The 16,127-nt window shown below is 63.7% G+C and carries 15 protein-coding genes; 11 read left to right on the top strand and 4 right to left on the bottom strand.

Annotation, left to right across the window (positions count from 1 at the left end):
* The first annotated feature begins 29 nt into the window (after positions 1-29).
* Entirely contained in the window at positions 30-869 is an 840-nt protein-coding gene (locus tag NKI88_RS00500) for an aminoglycoside phosphotransferase family protein (protein ID WP_352653500.1), read from the top strand.
* A 53-nt stretch (positions 870-922) separates the two neighbouring features.
* Here the strand turns inward: NKI88_RS00500 and NKI88_RS00495 are convergent, their stop codons facing one another.
* Positions 923-2,047, bottom strand: coding sequence for a COX15/CtaA family protein (locus NKI88_RS00495; RefSeq protein WP_352653499.1), 1,125 nt, complete (start codon positions 2,045-2,047; stop codon positions 923-925).
* A 151-nt stretch (positions 2,048-2,198) separates the two neighbouring features.
* On the opposite strand from NKI88_RS00495, the gene NKI88_RS00490 reads away from it, so the two are divergent.
* Positions 2,199-2,414 carry a DUF2842 domain-containing protein gene (locus tag NKI88_RS00490; protein WP_352653498.1) on the top strand — a complete coding sequence of 72 codons (216 nt, stop codon included), beginning with the start codon at positions 2,199-2,201 and terminating at the stop codon, positions 2,412-2,414.
* A gap of 13 nt (positions 2,415-2,427) precedes the next feature.
* Here NKI88_RS00490 and NKI88_RS00485 read toward each other — a convergent pair whose 3' ends face one another.
* The gene (locus NKI88_RS00485; protein WP_352653497.1) at positions 2,428-3,486 is read right to left on the bottom strand and encodes a polysaccharide deacetylase family protein; all 1,059 of its coding nucleotides are present in this window, start codon (positions 3,484-3,486) and stop codon (positions 2,428-2,430) included.
* Between the two features lie 91 nt (positions 3,487-3,577).
* Here NKI88_RS00485 and NKI88_RS00480 point away from each other — a divergent pair, with 91 nt between their 5' ends.
* A complete protein-coding gene (locus NKI88_RS00480) occupies positions 3,578-4,807 on the top strand; it encodes a GNAT family N-acetyltransferase (RefSeq protein ID WP_352653496.1) in 1,230 nt (409 codons plus the stop codon).
* Between the two features lie 3 nt (positions 4,808-4,810).
* Here the strand turns inward: NKI88_RS00480 and NKI88_RS00475 are convergent, their stop codons facing one another.
* Entirely contained in the window at positions 4,811-5,521 is a 711-nt protein-coding gene (locus tag NKI88_RS00475) for a GntR family transcriptional regulator (RefSeq protein WP_023669398.1), read from the bottom strand.
* A gap of 264 nt (positions 5,522-5,785) precedes the next feature.
* Between NKI88_RS00475 and NKI88_RS00470 the strand changes: the two genes are divergently transcribed.
* The 6 genes from NKI88_RS00470 to NKI88_RS00445 all read left to right on the top strand — a co-directional run bounded on the left by NKI88_RS00470 (position 5,786) and on the right by NKI88_RS00445 (position 11,779).
* Positions 5,786-6,886, top strand: a complete 1,101-nt coding sequence (locus NKI88_RS00470; RefSeq protein ID WP_352653495.1) for an ABC transporter ATP-binding protein — start codon at positions 5,786-5,788, stop codon at positions 6,884-6,886.
* Positions 6,887-6,920: 34 nt separating this feature from the next.
* The gene (locus NKI88_RS00465) at positions 6,921-8,210 is read left to right on the top strand and encodes an ABC transporter substrate-binding protein (RefSeq protein ID WP_352653494.1); all 1,290 of its coding nucleotides are present in this window, start codon (positions 6,921-6,923) and stop codon (positions 8,208-8,210) included.
* Positions 8,211-8,456: 246 nt separating this feature from the next.
* A complete protein-coding gene (locus tag NKI88_RS00460) occupies positions 8,457-9,368 on the top strand; it encodes an ABC transporter permease (RefSeq protein WP_352653493.1) in 912 nt (303 codons plus the stop codon).
* A 1-nt stretch (position 9,369) separates the two neighbouring features.
* The gene (locus tag NKI88_RS00455) at positions 9,370-10,188 is read left to right on the top strand and encodes an ABC transporter permease (protein WP_023669394.1); all 819 of its coding nucleotides are present in this window, start codon (positions 9,370-9,372) and stop codon (positions 10,186-10,188) included.
* 2 nt (positions 10,189-10,190) lie between these two features.
* Positions 10,191-10,937, top strand: a complete 747-nt coding sequence (locus NKI88_RS00450; RefSeq protein WP_352653636.1) for an aspartate/glutamate racemase family protein — start codon at positions 10,191-10,193, stop codon at positions 10,935-10,937.
* A 5-nt stretch (positions 10,938-10,942) separates the two neighbouring features.
* Positions 10,943-11,779: a GNAT family N-acetyltransferase gene (locus NKI88_RS00445; protein ID WP_352653635.1), complete on the top strand. Its 837-nt coding sequence runs from the start codon at positions 10,943-10,945 to the stop codon at positions 11,777-11,779.
* Between the two features lie 98 nt (positions 11,780-11,877).
* Here NKI88_RS00445 and NKI88_RS00440 read toward each other — a convergent pair whose 3' ends face one another.
* Entirely contained in the window at positions 11,878-14,094 is a 2,217-nt protein-coding gene (locus tag NKI88_RS00440; RefSeq protein ID WP_352653492.1) for a GumC family protein, read from the bottom strand.
* Positions 14,095-14,359: 265 nt separating this feature from the next.
* Here NKI88_RS00440 and NKI88_RS00435 point away from each other — a divergent pair, with 265 nt between their 5' ends.
* Together NKI88_RS00435 and NKI88_RS00430 are read left to right on the top strand one after the other, a co-directional pair.
* Positions 14,360-14,923 (top strand): polysaccharide biosynthesis/export family protein, encoded by a 564-nt coding sequence (locus tag NKI88_RS00435; RefSeq protein WP_023669390.1) that lies wholly within the window; start codon positions 14,360-14,362, stop codon positions 14,921-14,923.
* Positions 14,924-14,930: 7 nt separating this feature from the next.
* Positions 14,931-16,061: a glycosyltransferase gene (locus NKI88_RS00430; RefSeq protein ID WP_352653491.1), complete on the top strand. Its 1,131-nt coding sequence runs from the start codon at positions 14,931-14,933 to the stop codon at positions 16,059-16,061.
* Positions 16,062-16,127: the final 66 nt, after the last annotated feature.

Genomic DNA, 16,127 nt, shown 5'->3' with positions numbered 1-16,127 from the left:
GCTTAACACTTTTCGGCATCACGCTCTGAATGGACGCGCCTGCATTTCCAAAGCGTTGGAAGATCAGCGCGCCCGAGCTCATTGCCGAGACGTTTTCGAGCCGCATCTGGAAGGTGCGGCGTGAGGACGGCTCGCCGGCCATCGTCAAGGCGCTCAAACCATTCGACGATGTCGAGGACGAGTTGCGCGGCGAGCACTATCTCGCATGGCGGCGCGGCGAAGGCGCGGTGCGGCTGCTTGGCCGGGACGGCCACCGCATGCTGCTGGAATATGCCGGTGACACCCTGCTTTCCGAAGTTCTGGCCAAGGAAGGCGACAACGCCGCGACCGCAATCGCGGCCGAGTTGATGGGGAGACTGTTCTCGCCCTCAAGACACCCTGCCCCGCCGGACCTGCAGCCGCTGCGGACACGGTTTGCCAGCCTGTTCAAAAAGGCCGGAGCCGATCGCGACGCCGGAGAGCACAGCCTCTATATCGAGGCCGCCGAAATCGCGGACCGGCTGCTCGATGCCCCGCATGCGGTCAAGCCGCTGCATGGCGACCTGCATCACGACAACATTTTGCACGGTGCGCGCGGCTGGCTGGCGATCGACCCGAAGGGCGTGCTCGGCGATCCCGGCTTCGACGCCGCCAATCTGTTCTACAACCCACTGGGGCGCGACGACCTCTGCCTCGATCCCGAGCGCATCGCGCATATGGCCGAGATCTTCGCCGGGACACTCGGCCAGACGCCGGCTGCCATTCTCGACCATGCCATCGCCTATGGCTGCCTGTCGGCCGCATGGCATCATGAGGACGAGAATGCGGTCGACGAGAACCGCGAGCTGTCGGTTGCGGGAGTGATCCGAAAGGTGCGGCTCAGCTTCTGACCGGCGCAGCCTCGCGCGTTAGACGTAGCGAGGCAGTTCGTTCGCGAAACAGATTATTGCGACGGCCAAGACACCGTAGACGATGTACCTGCGTTCATGGGCGGCCGCGTTGGCAGTGGATAGGCGCCCTTGTTGCCGCGCCAGTGGGCGGCGGCAAATCCCAGCAGGACAAGCGCGAAGGCCTGATGGGTCAGCGCCATGTGCAGCGGCACCTGCATCAGCAGCGTGCCGATGCCGATCGAGGCCTGCACCAGCACCAGCAGAAACAGCAGCGTTGCGCGGCGTGCGTGTGTCGTGCCCGGCAGCCGCCGGCGCGTCGCTATCATATGCCAGAGCGCGATGGCAAAGACCGTATAGGCGCCGAGCCGGTGGACGAACTGCACCGTCTTCGGGTTCTCGAAGAAATTGCGCCAGGCCGGTTCGAGCAGCAGCAGCTCGCCGGGGATGATCTTGCCGTCCATCAGCGGCCAGGTGTTGTAGCTCAGGCCGGCGTCGAGCCCTGCGACCAGCCCGCCGAGATAGATCTGGACCAGCGCCAGCAGCACGATGAAACCGGCCAGTCTTTGCGTCGACCGGCCGGCGGCAGGCTCCGAATGCGGCGCCAGCCCGCGCGCGACCACCATGGTGGCAGTGAAGATCAGGGCGGCAAGCGTCAAATGCGTCGCCAGCCGGTACTGGCTGACGGAGACGCGGTCGACCAGGCCGGAGGCCACCATCCACCAGCCGATGGCGCCTTGCAGGCCACCAAGCAGCAGAATACCGACCAGCTTTGGCCCAAGGCCGCGCTCGATGCGGCGCGTCGCCCACAAGACCAGCAACGGCAGGCCGAAGACCAGGCCGACACTGCGCGCCAGGATGCGGTGCGCCCATTCCCACCAGAAGATCGATTTGAAGGCGTCCAGGCTCATGCCCTTGTTGAGCTCGGCATATTGCGGAATCTTCTGGTAGAGCTGGAACTCCTCCTGCCACTCGGCGTCGTTGAGCGGCGGTATCACGCCGTGGATCGGCTTCCACTGCGTGATCGACAGGCCGGAATTGGTGAGCCTGGTGGCGCCGCCGACCAGCACCAGCGCAAACAGCACCAGAAGCACGACATAAAGCCAGCCGCGCAGCAGAGCCCGGTTTTGCAGATCGCGATCGCGGTCAATGTAAGGCGCGGCGGCTGATATGGCGGCCATGGGTTGGTCCCGGCAGGTTGACGTGGCGGATTGGTGAACCATCGCAACCCGGCTGACAAGACCGGACGCCGCGGCACGCCGTCGCGCCGCAAGTCACGGGTTGCACGCGCCCCCGGTTGGGCCTAAGCGGAGGCGATCAACGAGAACGCTCATGCCCATCCGCCTGAAAAAGCTGATCGGAACTGTCCTGCTGGTGGCGCTGGTCATCATCTATGCCCTGGTCGCGTCGATCATAGCGGTCGCGCAGCTGTCGCAATCCAGCCCGCTGGTGCATTTCCTGTTCTTCCTGTTCAGTGGCCTGTTCTGGGTGCTGCCTGCGATGGGCATCATCAAATGGCTGATCCTGGAGCCGCCGCCGAAAGGCTGAAGCCCAACCCAGGTCAGATGGTGACGACCATTTTGCCGGCATTGGCCAGCGGCGTCGTCACGCCCGACAACATGGTGCGGATATGGGCGACGCTCTGGTAGCGGCCGTTGACCGAAATGCGCGGCAGCGCGTGCAGGAAGCCGGCGTGCTCGGCGTGCAGCACGCCGTGGCGCGTGGTCACCGCCGAGGCGTAGCCGGCGTCGCGGGCAAGGCCCACTTCGCGGCAGCCGACAGCGCTGGCGTAACCATAGGGGTAAGCGAGATGACGGGGGTCTTCGCCGAGCTGCGCCTGCAGCTGGCGCCTGACGTCGACGATTTCATGGCGCGCATCGGCTTCGTCGAGCCGCTTCAGATTGCGGTGGTTGACCGTATGCGCGCCGATCGTCACCAGCCTGTGCCCGGCCACGGCGCGGATATCGTCCCAGGTCATCAGCGTGCTTGGGCGCAAGCCATCGAGGTCGATGCCGTTCGAGCGCGCCAGATCGCGCAGCACAGCGCGCTGATCCTCCTCGCGCACCTCGAGCGTCAGATAGGCATGTAGACGCGCATTGGCGTGGAGTTTCTTGCCGTGGGTCGAGCAGTCGATGGTCACCGGCCCCTTCGGCGTCGCCAGCGTCAAACGCTCCCGCGCGTTGACGATATCCTCGACCACGTCCCACCATAAATCGGCGCTGCCGTCGATCAGACCCGGCGCGACATAGATGGTGATCGGCGCGTCGTGCTTTTCCAGCACTGGCAGCGCTTCGGTCATGTTGTCGCGATAGGCGTCGTCGGCGGTGATGGTGGCGAACTGGCCGTCCTTGCCGCCGGCCTTGATGCGCTCGATCGCCTCGTCGAGGGTGACGAAGGCATAGCCCCTCGCCTTCATGTCGGCGACGAGAGCGTCGAGGAATCGCGGGGCGATGTTGAGGTGGCGGTTAACGCCGTCCGGCTTCTCCGGCGTGGCGGTGACCCGATGCAACATGAGGATGGCGCCAATGCCGCCGACAAACGGCTTGGCCAGCGGTGCAAGGCCGGTAAAGCGGGCGATATTAAGCGCCAGTTTCCGAACTGCCTCACCACCGTCGATCATTCATTCACCTTTTGCGCCTAGGCTCGATCCAAGCACGGAACGCGCCGACGCGAACTCCTGATCGCGACGAATACGCCTTAAGGATTGAGGTATGGTTGACGCCACCGCGTCATTTGACGGCAATCGGCTCGCCGCAAGCAAGGCGTCTGCGCGCACGCCGGCTGCCGACCAGACCAGTCTGTCGGTGTCGATCGCAGATGCTGCCGCGCTCGCCTCTTACGGCGAATTCTGCCGTTCGGCGCTGTTTGCGCCGGCGCAAAGCGCGGCCTGGGTTCGTGCCTGGACGGCGCAGGCCAATCCCGATGCCGTCATTGCCACGCTGACAATCGAGGACAGGCCGGTCTTTGCACTGGCACTGGAAATCACGCGAACTGGTCCATTCCGCGTCGCCCGCTTCATGGGCGGGCGCCATGCCAACGGCAATTTCGCCGCTGCCGATCCGGCATGGCTGGCAAAGGCCGATGCCGGGGGGATCCGCAGGCTGGTGACGGCGATCGGCAAGGCGCGTCCCGACATCGATCTCGTTGCCTTGGAAAGGCTTCTGCCCGACCTCGATGGCTTTGCCAATCCGCTGGCGGCGTTCTCCAACTTTCCGAGCCCAAACCTGTCGCTCGCCGTCAATCTCGACGGTGGTTTCGATGCGCTGCTGTCGCGTGTGGGCGGCAAGCGCAAGCGCAAGAAGCACCGTTCGCAGACACGCAAGTTCGAGGCGGTCGGCGTTCATCGCCGCATCGAGGCGCAGACACCCGAAGACGTGAACCGGCTGCTCGACGCTTTCTTCGAGATGAAGGAGTTCCGCTTCGCCAAGATGGGCATCGCCAATGTCTTCGGCGAGCCGGAGGTGCGGGCTTTCTTCCGTGCCCTCTTCGCCGGCGCGCTGGCCGAGGAGAAACCGGCCTTTGTGCTGCATGGGCTCGAAGTGGCCGGCAAGCTGCGCGCAATCACCGGCTCGAGCCGCTCGGGCAAACGCCTGATCTGCGAATTCGGCGCCATCGCCGAGGACGATCTCGGCCACACCAGCCCCGGCGATTTCCTTTTCTTCGACATCATCGAGGAAGCCTGCCAAACAGGCTTCGATGTCTATGATTTCTCGGTCGGCGACGAGCCCTACAAGCGGCTCTGGTGCGATATCGAGACCCAGCATTTCGAGGTGCTGGCGCCCCTGACGCTGAAGGGACGCGCCCTGTCGTCGGCGCTGCGGCAGGGCGCACGGGCGAAAGCCTTCATCAAGAACAACCCGACGGTCTGGAAGCTGACCAAGATGCTGCGCCGCAAGGCCGCCGGACAGGCAGCGCCCGCTCCCACGGACGACGAAAACTAGCGTTCAGAAATTCAGCGCTTCGCGGAGCGCCGGGCCGGCCCTGACCCGCAGGTCGAGATCCGCCTCGATGTGGTCGATATGGTGCAGCATCAGCCGGCTCACCAACCCGCAATCGCCGCTCTCCAGCGCGCCGACCATTTCCGTGTGCTCACTGTGCCCGCAGGCCGACACGCCGGATCGTCCGTAAAGGGCGATCACCAGAGACGAACGCGCCACCAGCTCCTCCATGAAGCGCTGCAGGATGGCATTGCCGGCGACGGAGGCGAGCAGCAGATGGAAATCGCCCGACGCCTTGATTTCGGAGCGCCGGGCGGTTGGGCCGCGCTCGGCGATGAAGCGGCCTTCCTCGTCGAGCTGCGCGCGGAACGCAGCGATATCGGTGGCTGTGACCCGCCCACAGGCGGCAATGGCTATGCCCGGCTCGATCAGCCGGCGCGATGCGAACACCTGGCGCGCTTCCTCGGGCGAAGGGTTGGCGACGAAGGCGCCACGGTTGCGCTCGGTACGCACCAGCCCCTCGAAGGACAGCATCTGCAGCGCCGCGCGCGCGACGGTGCGCGAGACGTCGAACAGCGTGCCGACCTCGCCTTCCGACAGCTTGGTGCCGGGCGTCAGCCGACGGTCGACGATGGCGTCCCGCAGATTGTCGCGAATCGCCTGGGCGCGATCCTGGTTGGCGCTGTCGGCGGAATGGATCTGATCGGCAATGTTCATGGCGATGATGGTTCCCAGCCTCTTCTAGCGCAACTCGTCGCCTGCGCACGAGAGGCAAAGTGGACACGAAGCCAAAAAAGATTGCATACTATTCTTGTGCAGATCGCGCACAATCGCCCATAATTTGTGCAATGCACAAGATAGCCTACCGGCTAGGCAGTGGGCAAGAACCCCGATTTCACTGACAATTCAAACGCTTGGGCCGATTGCCGCCGATTGGCACGCATAATGCATTGGTTAATGCGACCAAACGGGGAAGCCTGAATGTCCAAAGCCGCCGAGATCGACATCGTGTCCGTTTCGAAAGTGTACGGGACGACGACTGCCGTCGAGGCCATCAGCCTGAAGATACCGGCAGGCACCTATTGCTGCCTGCTTGGCCCCTCCGGCTGCGGCAAGACCTCGACGCTGCGCATGATCGCCGGCCACGAAAGCATTTCGTCGGGCGATGTCCGCCTCGGCAACATTGTCGTCACCGACCTGCCGCCGGCAAAGCGTGGCACGGCGATGATGTTCCAGTCCTATGCGCTGTTTCCGCATCTCGACCTTGTCGACAATGTCGCCTTCAGCCTGAAGATGAAGGGCGTCGACAAGGAGCAGCGCCGTGCCAAGGCGCTCGACATGCTCAAGCTGATGCAGATGGAGGCCTATGCGACGCGCCGGCCGGCGCAGCTTTCCGGCGGCCAGCAGCAGCGTGTTGCACTCGCCCGCGCTCTGATCACCGATCCCGAGGCGCTGCTGCTCGACGAGCCGCTGTCGGCACTCGACCCGTTCCTGAAGATACGCATGCGCGCCGAGCTGAAGAAATTGCAGACCTCGCTTGGCATCACTTTCGTCCACGTCACCCACAGTCAGGAGGAGGCCATGGCATTGGCGGACCTGATCGTGGTGATGAATGACGGCCGCATCGAACAGGCTGCGCCGCCACGAGATGTGTTCGAAAGGCCGGCCACCGCCTTCGTCGCGCGCTTCATGGGCGACCACAATGTCATCTCCGGCCGGGTCACCGGCGCGCGCGACGGCATGGTCGTCTTCGACGTCAATGGTGGCGCCTCGCTCGCCGCCCGCGGGCAAGGCCTGGAGGCGGGCCAGGAGGTGGGCACGCCGATCGACATCGCCATCCGCACCGACCATGTGCGCATCGGCGAAGCACCCTCTCCCGGCCTCGGCTTCACCGGCATCGTCTCCAACATCGAATATCGCGGCGCCACGGTGAAGCTGTCGGTCACCGGCGGCGGCATCGACGATTTCACCGTTATCATCGACGATTCCGACTTCTTCGCCAAACCCGTCGCCCTTGGCGACGCCGTACCGCTCGCCTGGGATTCCGAGGACGCCATCGTCCTCGGCCGCCTTCATTCATGAGTTCAACGAAGCAAAACAAAACAGGGGAATAGGCATGACAAACACTATAAAAACAAAGACTGGCATATCGCGCCGTTCGTTGCTCAAGACGGGTGCCGCCGCCGTCGGCCTCGCCGCCGGCTCGGGCGTCATCACCGGCTTCCCAACCATCTGGGCGCAGTCCAACATCACGCTGCGCCAGTTCGGCACCGGCGTGTCGAACCTGAACGCCATCGCCGACAAGTGCAAGGCAGACCTCGGCATCACGCTGGAAATGACGGCGACCGATTCCGACGCGGCCGCCCAGCGCGCCGTGACCCAGCCCGACAGCTATGACATCGCCGACATCGAATACTGGATCTGCAAGAAGGTGTTCCCGAGCGGCGTGCTGCAGCCGATGGATGTCAGCAAGCTGAAATATTACGACGAGCTGGTGCCGTTGTTCAAAACCGGCAAGCTGACGCCCGACAGCATCATTGCCCAGGGCACCGCGCCGCACACGGTCGGCTATGTCGAAGCGCAGGACTCAAAGACCTTCGCCAAGGCGCCGACCAAGTGGTTCACCATGGTGCCGACGATCTACAACGCCGATACGCTAGGCATCCGGCCCGACCTCGTCGGCCGCGACATCACCACCTGGGCCGACATCATGGACCCGGCCTTCAAGGGCAAGACCGCGATCCTCAACATCCCGTCCATCGGTATCATGGATGCGGCCATGATCATGGAGGCCACAGGCAGCATCAAATATGCCGACAAGGGCAACATGACCAAGGAAGAGATCGACAAGACGATCGACTTCCTCATCAAGGCCAAGCAGGCCGGCCAGTTCCGCGCCTTCTGGAAGTCGTTCGACGAGAGCGTCAACCTGATGGCATCGGGCGAAGTGGTCATCCAGTCGATGTGGTCGCCGGCCGTCGCCGCCGTGCGCTCCAAAGGCATCGCCTGCCGCTTCCAGCCGCTCAAGGAGGGCTACCGCTCATGGGGCGGCGGCCTTGGCCTTGCCGCCCATCTCAAGGGCGCCGAACTCGACGCGGCCTACGAATACATCAACTGGTATACGTCGGGCTGGGTCGGCGGCTATCTCAACCGCCAGGGCTACTATTCCGCCAATATGGTCTCGGCCAAGAAGTTCATGTCCGACGACGAATGGGGCTACTGGATCGAAGGCAAGCCGGCCAAGGGCGAGATCAAGGCGCCGGACGGCACCGTCATGGAAAAGGCCGGCGCCGTGCGCGACGGCGGCTCGTTCGAAGAGCGCATGGGCAAGGTCGCCTGCTGGAACTCGGTCATGGACGAGGACCGCTACATGGTGAAGCGCTGGAACGAGTTCATCGCGGCGTAAGCTAGCGGGTCAACGGGACATGCCTCATTCCTTCGCGCCCCCCTCTGTCCTGCCGGACATCTCCCCCTCAAGGGGGGAGATTGGATATCGCTTTGGTTTTCGCCAATCTTCAACTTCATGGAAAGAGGCGTCGAGGCAGAAGGTGCCGATCTCCCCCCTTGAGGGGGAGATGTCCGGTAGGACAGAGGGGGGCGCGAACGATCACAGCCAAGGAAATCTTCTCATCCCGGTGCGAAGGTGTTCCGCATGACCGTGGTTCTCGAACGCCCCGCCATCGCAGCAGCCAAGCCCGCCAGACGCCGGCGCTTCTCCATCAGTGCCGTCACGCCCTACCTCCAATCGGCGCCGCTGGCGCTCATCCTCGGTGCGTTCCTGCTCTTGCCAATCATCATGATCGTCGTCGTCTCCTTCTGGGATTATGACTTCGCCGCCATGTATCCGGATTTCCTGACGACGAACTATTCCGACGTGCTGGGATCATGGGTCACCTGGAAGACCTATCTCAACACCATCAAATTCGCTGCCATCGTCTGGGCGCTGACCTTGTTCATCGGCTTCTGGGTCGCCTATTTCCTCGCCTTCCATATCCGTACCATCGCCATGCAGATGGTGCTGTTCCTTGTCTGCACGGTGCCGTTCCTGACCTCCAACATCATCCGCATGATCTCGTGGATCCCGGTGCTTGGCCGTAACGGGTTGATCAACTCGACGCTGGTGCAATTGGGGCTGGTGCCAAAACCCATCGAATGGCTGCTCTATTCGGAATTCGCCGTGGTGCTGGCCATGGTGCATCTCTACACGCTGTTCATGGTAACGCCGATCTTCAACACGTTGATGCGCATCGACCGCTCGCTGGTCGAGGCCGCGCGCGATGCCGGCGCGTCCGGCTGGCAGGTCTTGTGGAACGTCGTCATCCCGCTGGCCAAGCCCGGCATGGCGATCGGCACCATCTTCGTCGTCACGCTGGTGATGGCCGATTTCTCCACTGTGCAGGTGATGTCGGGCGGCCAGAGCGCGTCGGTCGCACTGATGATGAAGAACCAGATGTCGCTGCTGCAGTATCCCGCAGCCGCCGCCAATGCCGTAGTGTTGCTGGTGTTGGTACTGTTGATGGTCGCGGGCATCCTGCGCATCGTCGACATCCGCAAGGAGCTTTGAGGTGAGCCACGAAAAACGCACCCTCGAATTCTATGTGCTTGCGGTCTTCTTCACTCTGTTCGTGCTGTTCCTCTACGGCCCGCTGTCGGCGATCCTGATCCTTTCTTTCCAAGGCGAGACCGGCGGCCTCACCTTCCCGCTCAATGGCGTGTCGCTGCACTGGTTCGCCAATCTGTTCGAGCGCCAGGCGGTCGGCGATTTCGGCGGCAGCTTCAAGCGCTCGCTCGTGCTCGGCCTCATGGTGATGATCGTCACCGTCGTCGTGTCGCTGCTGGCAGGGCTCGCTTTCCGGCAAAAATTTCGCGGCGCCACCGCTTTGTTCTACCTGGCGGTCGCCAGCCTCGTAGTACCCTCGATCATCATTTCGCTCGGCATCGGCGTCGTCTTCCAGCAGGTCGGCTTCCGCCCAGCCTGGTACACATCGGCCTTCGGCGCGCACCTGACCTGGACCTTGCCCTTCGGCGTGCTCATCATGTTCGCCGTCTTCAACCGCTTCTCGCCCGCCTATGAGGAAGCCGCGCGTGACCTGGGCGCCAACTCCTGGCAGACCTTCGCCCATGTCGTGCTGCCGATGATCGCGCCGAGCCTGATCGGCGTCGGCCTGTTCGGCTTCACGCTGTCCTATGACGAGTTCGCCCGCACGCTGATGACGTCGGGCACCTTCAACACGCTGCCGCTCGAGATCTACGGCATGACCACCAATGTCACGACGCCGGTGCTCTACGCGCTGGGCACGGTGACCACCGTGTTCTCCTTCCTGGTGATCCTGGCCACACTGGGCGCCATCCTCTATGTTGGCCGCAGGCGGGCCAGGGTTTGATTGTGCAGATACTGGTGGTGAACCCCAACACAACGGCGAGCATGACCGAGACGGTCGCGGCGGCGGCGCGCGGCGTTGCCGGCGCCGGGACCGAGGTGATCGCGGTCACCTCCTCGATGGGCCCGGCCTCGATCGAGGGCTATTATGACGAGGCATTGGCCGTGCCCGGCCTCTTGATGGAGATCGCCGCCGGCGAACGTGCCGGGGCTCAGGCCGCCATCATCGCCTGCTTCGACGATACCGGCCTGGATGCGGCACGCGCCATGGCCTCCATTCCGGTCATCGGCATCTGCGAGGCCGCACTCGGTGTCGCCTCCTACATTGCCCAGCGCTTCACAGTGGTGACGACCACCGAACGCTCGCTTGTCCCTGTCGAGGGGCTGGTGCAGCGCTACGGCATGGCCGGGCGCGCGCGCGTGCGCGCCGCCGACATTCCCGTACTCTCGCTCGAAGACGCTGCTTCCGGCGCGGTCGAGAAACTGCGCGCCGAGATCGCCCGCGCCATAGCGGAAGACCGCGCCGAGGCCATCGTGCTCGGCTGCGCCGGCATGGCCGACCTGGCACACCGGTTGCAGCAAGAGTTCGACCTGCCCGTCATCGACGGCGTCGGCGCCGCCCTCAAACAGGCCGAGGCGCTGATCGCATTGGGCCTGTCGACCTCGAAGCGCGGCGCCTATGCCAGTCCGCTGGCCAAGCCCTATCGCGGCGTGCTGAAATCCTTCTCGCCGGGGGTGATCGCGGCGGAGTGAACGCTATGAAGCCTACCGTCCGCGCATTGTCTCCGCCGGAACTGACCGTTCTCATCGACTGGGCGGCGGCTGAAGGCTGGAACCCTGGCCTTGACGATGCCGCCGCGTTCCGGCCAACCGATCCTGAAGGGTTCATCGGCGCTTTTGTCGACAACGAGATGACCGCCGCCATCTCGGCTGTCGCCTATGGCGGCAACTTCGGTTTCATCGGTCTCTACATCTGCCGACCAGACATGCGCGGCAAAGGCCATGGCAAAGCAGTCTGGAATGCGGGCATGGCCAGGCTGGCCGGCCGAACGGTCGGCCTCGACGGGGTCGCCGCGCAGCTGGCGAATTATCGCCGCACGGGATTCAGCTCGGCGTACGAAACCATCCGCTTCAGCGGCCGTATCGCGACCCCGCCCGTCCAAAGCGAAGGGGTGCGCATGATAACCACGCAACTCGTGCCCGACATCATCGCCTATGACGCCCGCTGTTTCCCCGCGCCTCGACGAGCCTTCCTGCACCGCTGGGCGCAGCCGCCGCATTGCGGGTTCGCCGCGATCAGTTCACTCGGCACCATAGGCTACGCCGTGGCTCGTCCCTGCCGTTCGGGTTACAAGATCGGCCCGCTGTTTGCCGACGACACCGAGACGGCCATGCAGCTCATGGGCAGTCTGGCTGCCGCATGCGAAGGTGGCGACCTGCATATCGACGTTCCTGCCGAAAATTTCGATTTCACCACGGCGCTTTCAGCAATTGGTTTCAGGCCGACCTTCACCACCACGCGCATGTACAAGGGCCCGCCTCCGAAGGTCGACTCGCGCCGAATATTTGGCGTGACAACCCTGGAGTTGGGGTAGATCCCGGCGCCGACTGACAAGCTTGGTTTTTCGGGAGCCGGCGGGCGATGGACGAGCCGATCCGTAGTAGCGCGGCCTAAGTCGAATTGTCTGATGTCTCAGGCGGCGCTACGTCGTCCCGGCACGGGGTTACCCGGCGTCTCGTGGCCGATCGGCGTCACCAGAGTGAGGTCGGGATAGCCGCTTTCGATCAGCTCGACGGCGGCCTGCGCCACCTCATCGTCCGCCTGCAGCATGGACATGAAGACCTCGGTGCTGTCGCCGACCAGTCGGCTGATGCCTTGCGCATCGGCCGGTCCGCATTCGACGATGACCAGATCATAGGCGGTGGTCAGCGACTGCATGATGATCGGCAGCCGGTCGGCGGCGCGCATGGCGCGCACCGGATCGGCGGTGCCGACGGGAACGACGTGGCAGTCCGAATAGAGGTCGGCGTGGATGACGTCGCTGAACTGCGCTTCCGAAGCCAGCAGATTGGTGATGCCGGGGAAAAGTCCGCTGTCCAGCATCGGCCGCGAGGCGGCACCTGACGCCGTGAGATCGAGCAGCAGCACGCGCAGGCCAGCGTCGGAGACTTCGCGCGCTACCAGCACTGCCGAGGCCGCGGCCTCATCGCCTTCGGGCGAGACGAAGATGGCGCGCGCAGCACCGCTGGCGATCAGCTTCTCCGCCGCCTTCTCGACATCGATCTCGCCAAGGCTGGAGCGGACAGGTTCAGGTTCGGCTTGCGGTTCGGAACCGGCGATCGCTGCGTCCTCCTGCACTGCAGGAGCCGGCTCGGGCTTTGGCGCCAGTTCAGACTCCATGGTCGTCGGCTGATCGTCCACTTCCACGACCTCAGGAGCCGGTTCCGGGTCGCCTACCGGCGCCGACATTGCCGGCATCGCAACCTGCTCGATACGCTCGAAGCGCGCCCCTGGGGCCGGACGCATGGCGCGGCCCGAAAACAGCTCCTGCAGCAGCGTGATGACCGACATCAGAACCAGCGAGCCGACGAAGGCGGCGCCGACGATCGGCACGAGCTTGGGGAAATAGGGTTCCGACGGCACGCGCGCCTCGGAAAACACGCTGGCATCGACCGGCAGGTAATTCTTGCGCGAGGACACTTCGCGGAAGCTCGCCATATAGGATTCAAGCTGCTGGCGCCGGACGTTCGCCTCACGCTGCAGCGCATCCAGCTGGACTTGCTCCTCGCCGGCGCGCGACGACGCCGCTTTCAGCTTGTTGACGTCCGATACCAGCTGGTTTTCGCGCGCCTGGGCGGTCTGCGCCTGCGTCAGCAACCCGCGCATGATCTTTTGCGCCTCGTTGCGGATCTGACCGTCGAGATCGGCTAGCTGCGACCTCATCGCCCGCAGGCGCGGATGGTTGTCGAGCAAAGTGGTGGAAAGATCGGCGATGTTGGTTCTGAGCTCGATCTGACGCTCGCGCAGCCGCTGGATCAGATCGGAAGACAGCACTTCGGGTACAGCGTCCAGCGAACCGCCATTCTGCAGGGCCTGGCGCACCCTTTCGGCCGTTGCCTCAGCCGAGGCGCGGCTGGCGCGCACACGCGACAGCTCGCTCGATAGTTCGGACAATTGCTGTGTCGCCAGCACCGAATTGTTGCCAGCCATCAACAGGTCCGACTGAGCGGAGCGGAAGGCCGCGACCTTGGCCTCTGCATCCCTGACCTGCTTCTGCAGCTCCTCGATCTCCGGCCCGAGGAAGGCGGTCGCGGCCGCGTTCGACGTGGTCTTGGCATCCGCCTGATAGGCCATGTAGGCCTTGGCGATGGCATTCGGAATATCGGCGGCAAGCTGGCGGTCTTCCGAGGAAAATTCGACGGCGATGGCACGCGTCTTCTCCACGCCATAGACGTTTAGCTTGTCGCGCATTTTAGTCAGCACGCGCTCTTCGAGCGGAATCTCTGCCGGATCACTTTTCAGTCCGGCAATGACAAGAAGTCGGGCTACCGGCGACATGCCGAGCGCATCGTTGAACTCGGGCTTGTCGCCCAGGTGCAGATTGCCAGCCACCTTATTGAGAATGTCGGACGAGGAAATGACCTGAACCTCAGTTGCTACACCTTCCGCATCGAGCACAGGTTTGTCGTCTTCATTGGTACCGGCAGGCCGCGTATAGGCCGATTCGCTCAACTGGATTTTCAGCTGCGTCGTCGCCTTGTAATGCGGCGTGGCAAGCCACGCGAACGCGAAGGCGAGACCAGTGACGAGAATCGTGATCACAAGAATGCGCAGCCAGTTCCGCGCCAGGCTGGCGAAGAGCTGTCTCAGGTCGACATCGACATCTGCGGCCGCGGACTGGTCGGACATGCATTCCTGCTCCGGAACATGAGGCTAGATGGTAGCGTAAACAACTATGGTAACTCAGCCGTTAAGATCGCGGCAAGCAGCTGTTAGGGTTTGCTGACATCCGGTAAACAAAGCCAGCAAAACTATACGGCTTTTTGTCGATTGCCGCCAAATCGGCCGCGTCCCTTTACCGGCCATTAACCCTAACAGGATGATAACGAAACCAGATCCTTAAGGTTTGCCGCCGTGTCCTGGCGGCCATAGCGACGAAGGTGTGTGTCCGATCATGAAAAGCGCTGCTGGTCTGTTTCGCGCTCTGCTGGCCGTGTCGATGCTCGCCGGTTGCTCCAGCTACCGGCCGACGCCGGCGGCCTTCCACGAGGTACTCGACCAGCCGTATCGGCTCGGCGCCGGCGACCGTGTCCGCGTCACGGTGTTCGAACAGGACGGTCTGACCAACACCTACAGTGTCGACCAGTCCGGCTACATGTCCTTCCCGCTGGTCGGCGCGGTGCCGGCGCGCGGCCACACGGCCCAGCAGCTGGAAAAAGCGCTCGCCGACAAACTGCGCCAAGGCTATCTGCGCGACCCCGACGTGTCGGTCGAGATCGATCGCTACCGGCCGATCTTCGTCATGGGCGAAGTGGGTGCCGCCGGCCAGTATTCCTACGTGCCGGGCCTCACCGTGCAGAAGGCCATCGCGATTGCTGGCGGTTTCTCGCCGCGCGCCAACCAGGAAAGCGTCGACATCACCCGCGACATCAACGGCAAGGTGATGACAGGCCGGGTGGTTACCTCCGATCCGCTGCTGCCGGGCGACACGGTCTACGTTCGCGAACGCCTGTTCTGACATCAACGTGGCGGACCAGCTCAGGATCGTCCACTGCTTTCGCTCACCCGTCGGCGGGATCTTCCGGCATGTGCGCGACCTGACGGAGGCCCAGCTCGCCGCCGGACATGCTGTCGGCATCGTCTGCGATTCGACCACCGGCGGCCAATACGAGGAACGCCTGTTCGACCAGATGAAGGACAGCCTGGCGCTCGGTATCCATCGCACGCCGATGCAGCGCCATGTCGGACCGGGCGACCTCGCCTCCGCTTGGCTTACCTATCGAATCATCAAGGAATTGCGGCCGGACGTGTTGCACGGGCACGGCGCCAAAGGTGGCGCCTATGCCCGTCTGTTCGGCTCATTGTTGCGGGTATCAAGGTCTCGCGTAGCCCGCCTTTATTCGCCGCATGGCGGCTCCCTCCACTACGACGAAACGACGACCACCGGAAAGCTGTTCTTCGCGCTCGAGCGCTTCATGGCGCGCTTCACCGACTGCCTGCTGTTCGTCTCCGACTATGAGCGGCGCACCTATCGCAAGAAGGTCGGCGAACCGCCTATCCCGAACACGCTGGTCTATAACGGCCTGCGCGCCGCCGAGTTCGAACCGGTGGTCGCACAGCCCGACGCAGCCGACCTGCTCTACATCGGCATGATGCGCGACCTCAAAGGACCTGACATTTTCATCGACGCGCTGGTGCTGGCCGGGTCCCAGCTTGAGCGCCGCTTGACCGCGGTCATGGTCGGCGATGGCGACGACCTGCCGCGCTACCATGCGCAGGTGAAACGGCTGGGCCTCGAAAAACAGGTCCGCTTCTTGCCGCCTATGCCAGCCAGGGAGGCCTTTGCACTGGCCGACCTCGTGGTTGTGCCGTCGCGCGCGGAAGCCATGCCCTATATCGTGCTGGAGACGCTGGCCGCAGGCAGGCCGATGATCGCCACGGCCGTCGGCGGCATTCCCGAAATCTTCGGTGAGGGATCCCCTGCCCTGATCCGTCCCGATCCGCGCCAACTCGGCGACAAGGTGGGTGAAGCGCTGCGCGATCTCGACGCATACCGGCGCGTCATGCCCGACACCGCCAGGCTCAGGGCGCGATTCGGCGCCGATGTGATGGCCGCCGAAATCGAAAGGGCCTATTTCGCCGCGCTCAACAGATAGACGACCGTCCAAAACCACAAGTTGTTCTCAAGGTTTTTTTAGCTCTCTTTCTGCTATCGTCATGGC

This window comes from Mesorhizobium sp. M0317 (assembly GCF_040321555.1).
Taxonomy (GTDB): Bacteria; Pseudomonadota; Alphaproteobacteria; order Rhizobiales; family Rhizobiaceae; genus Mesorhizobium.
This window is presented reverse-complemented; position numbering and strand designations above follow the sequence as displayed.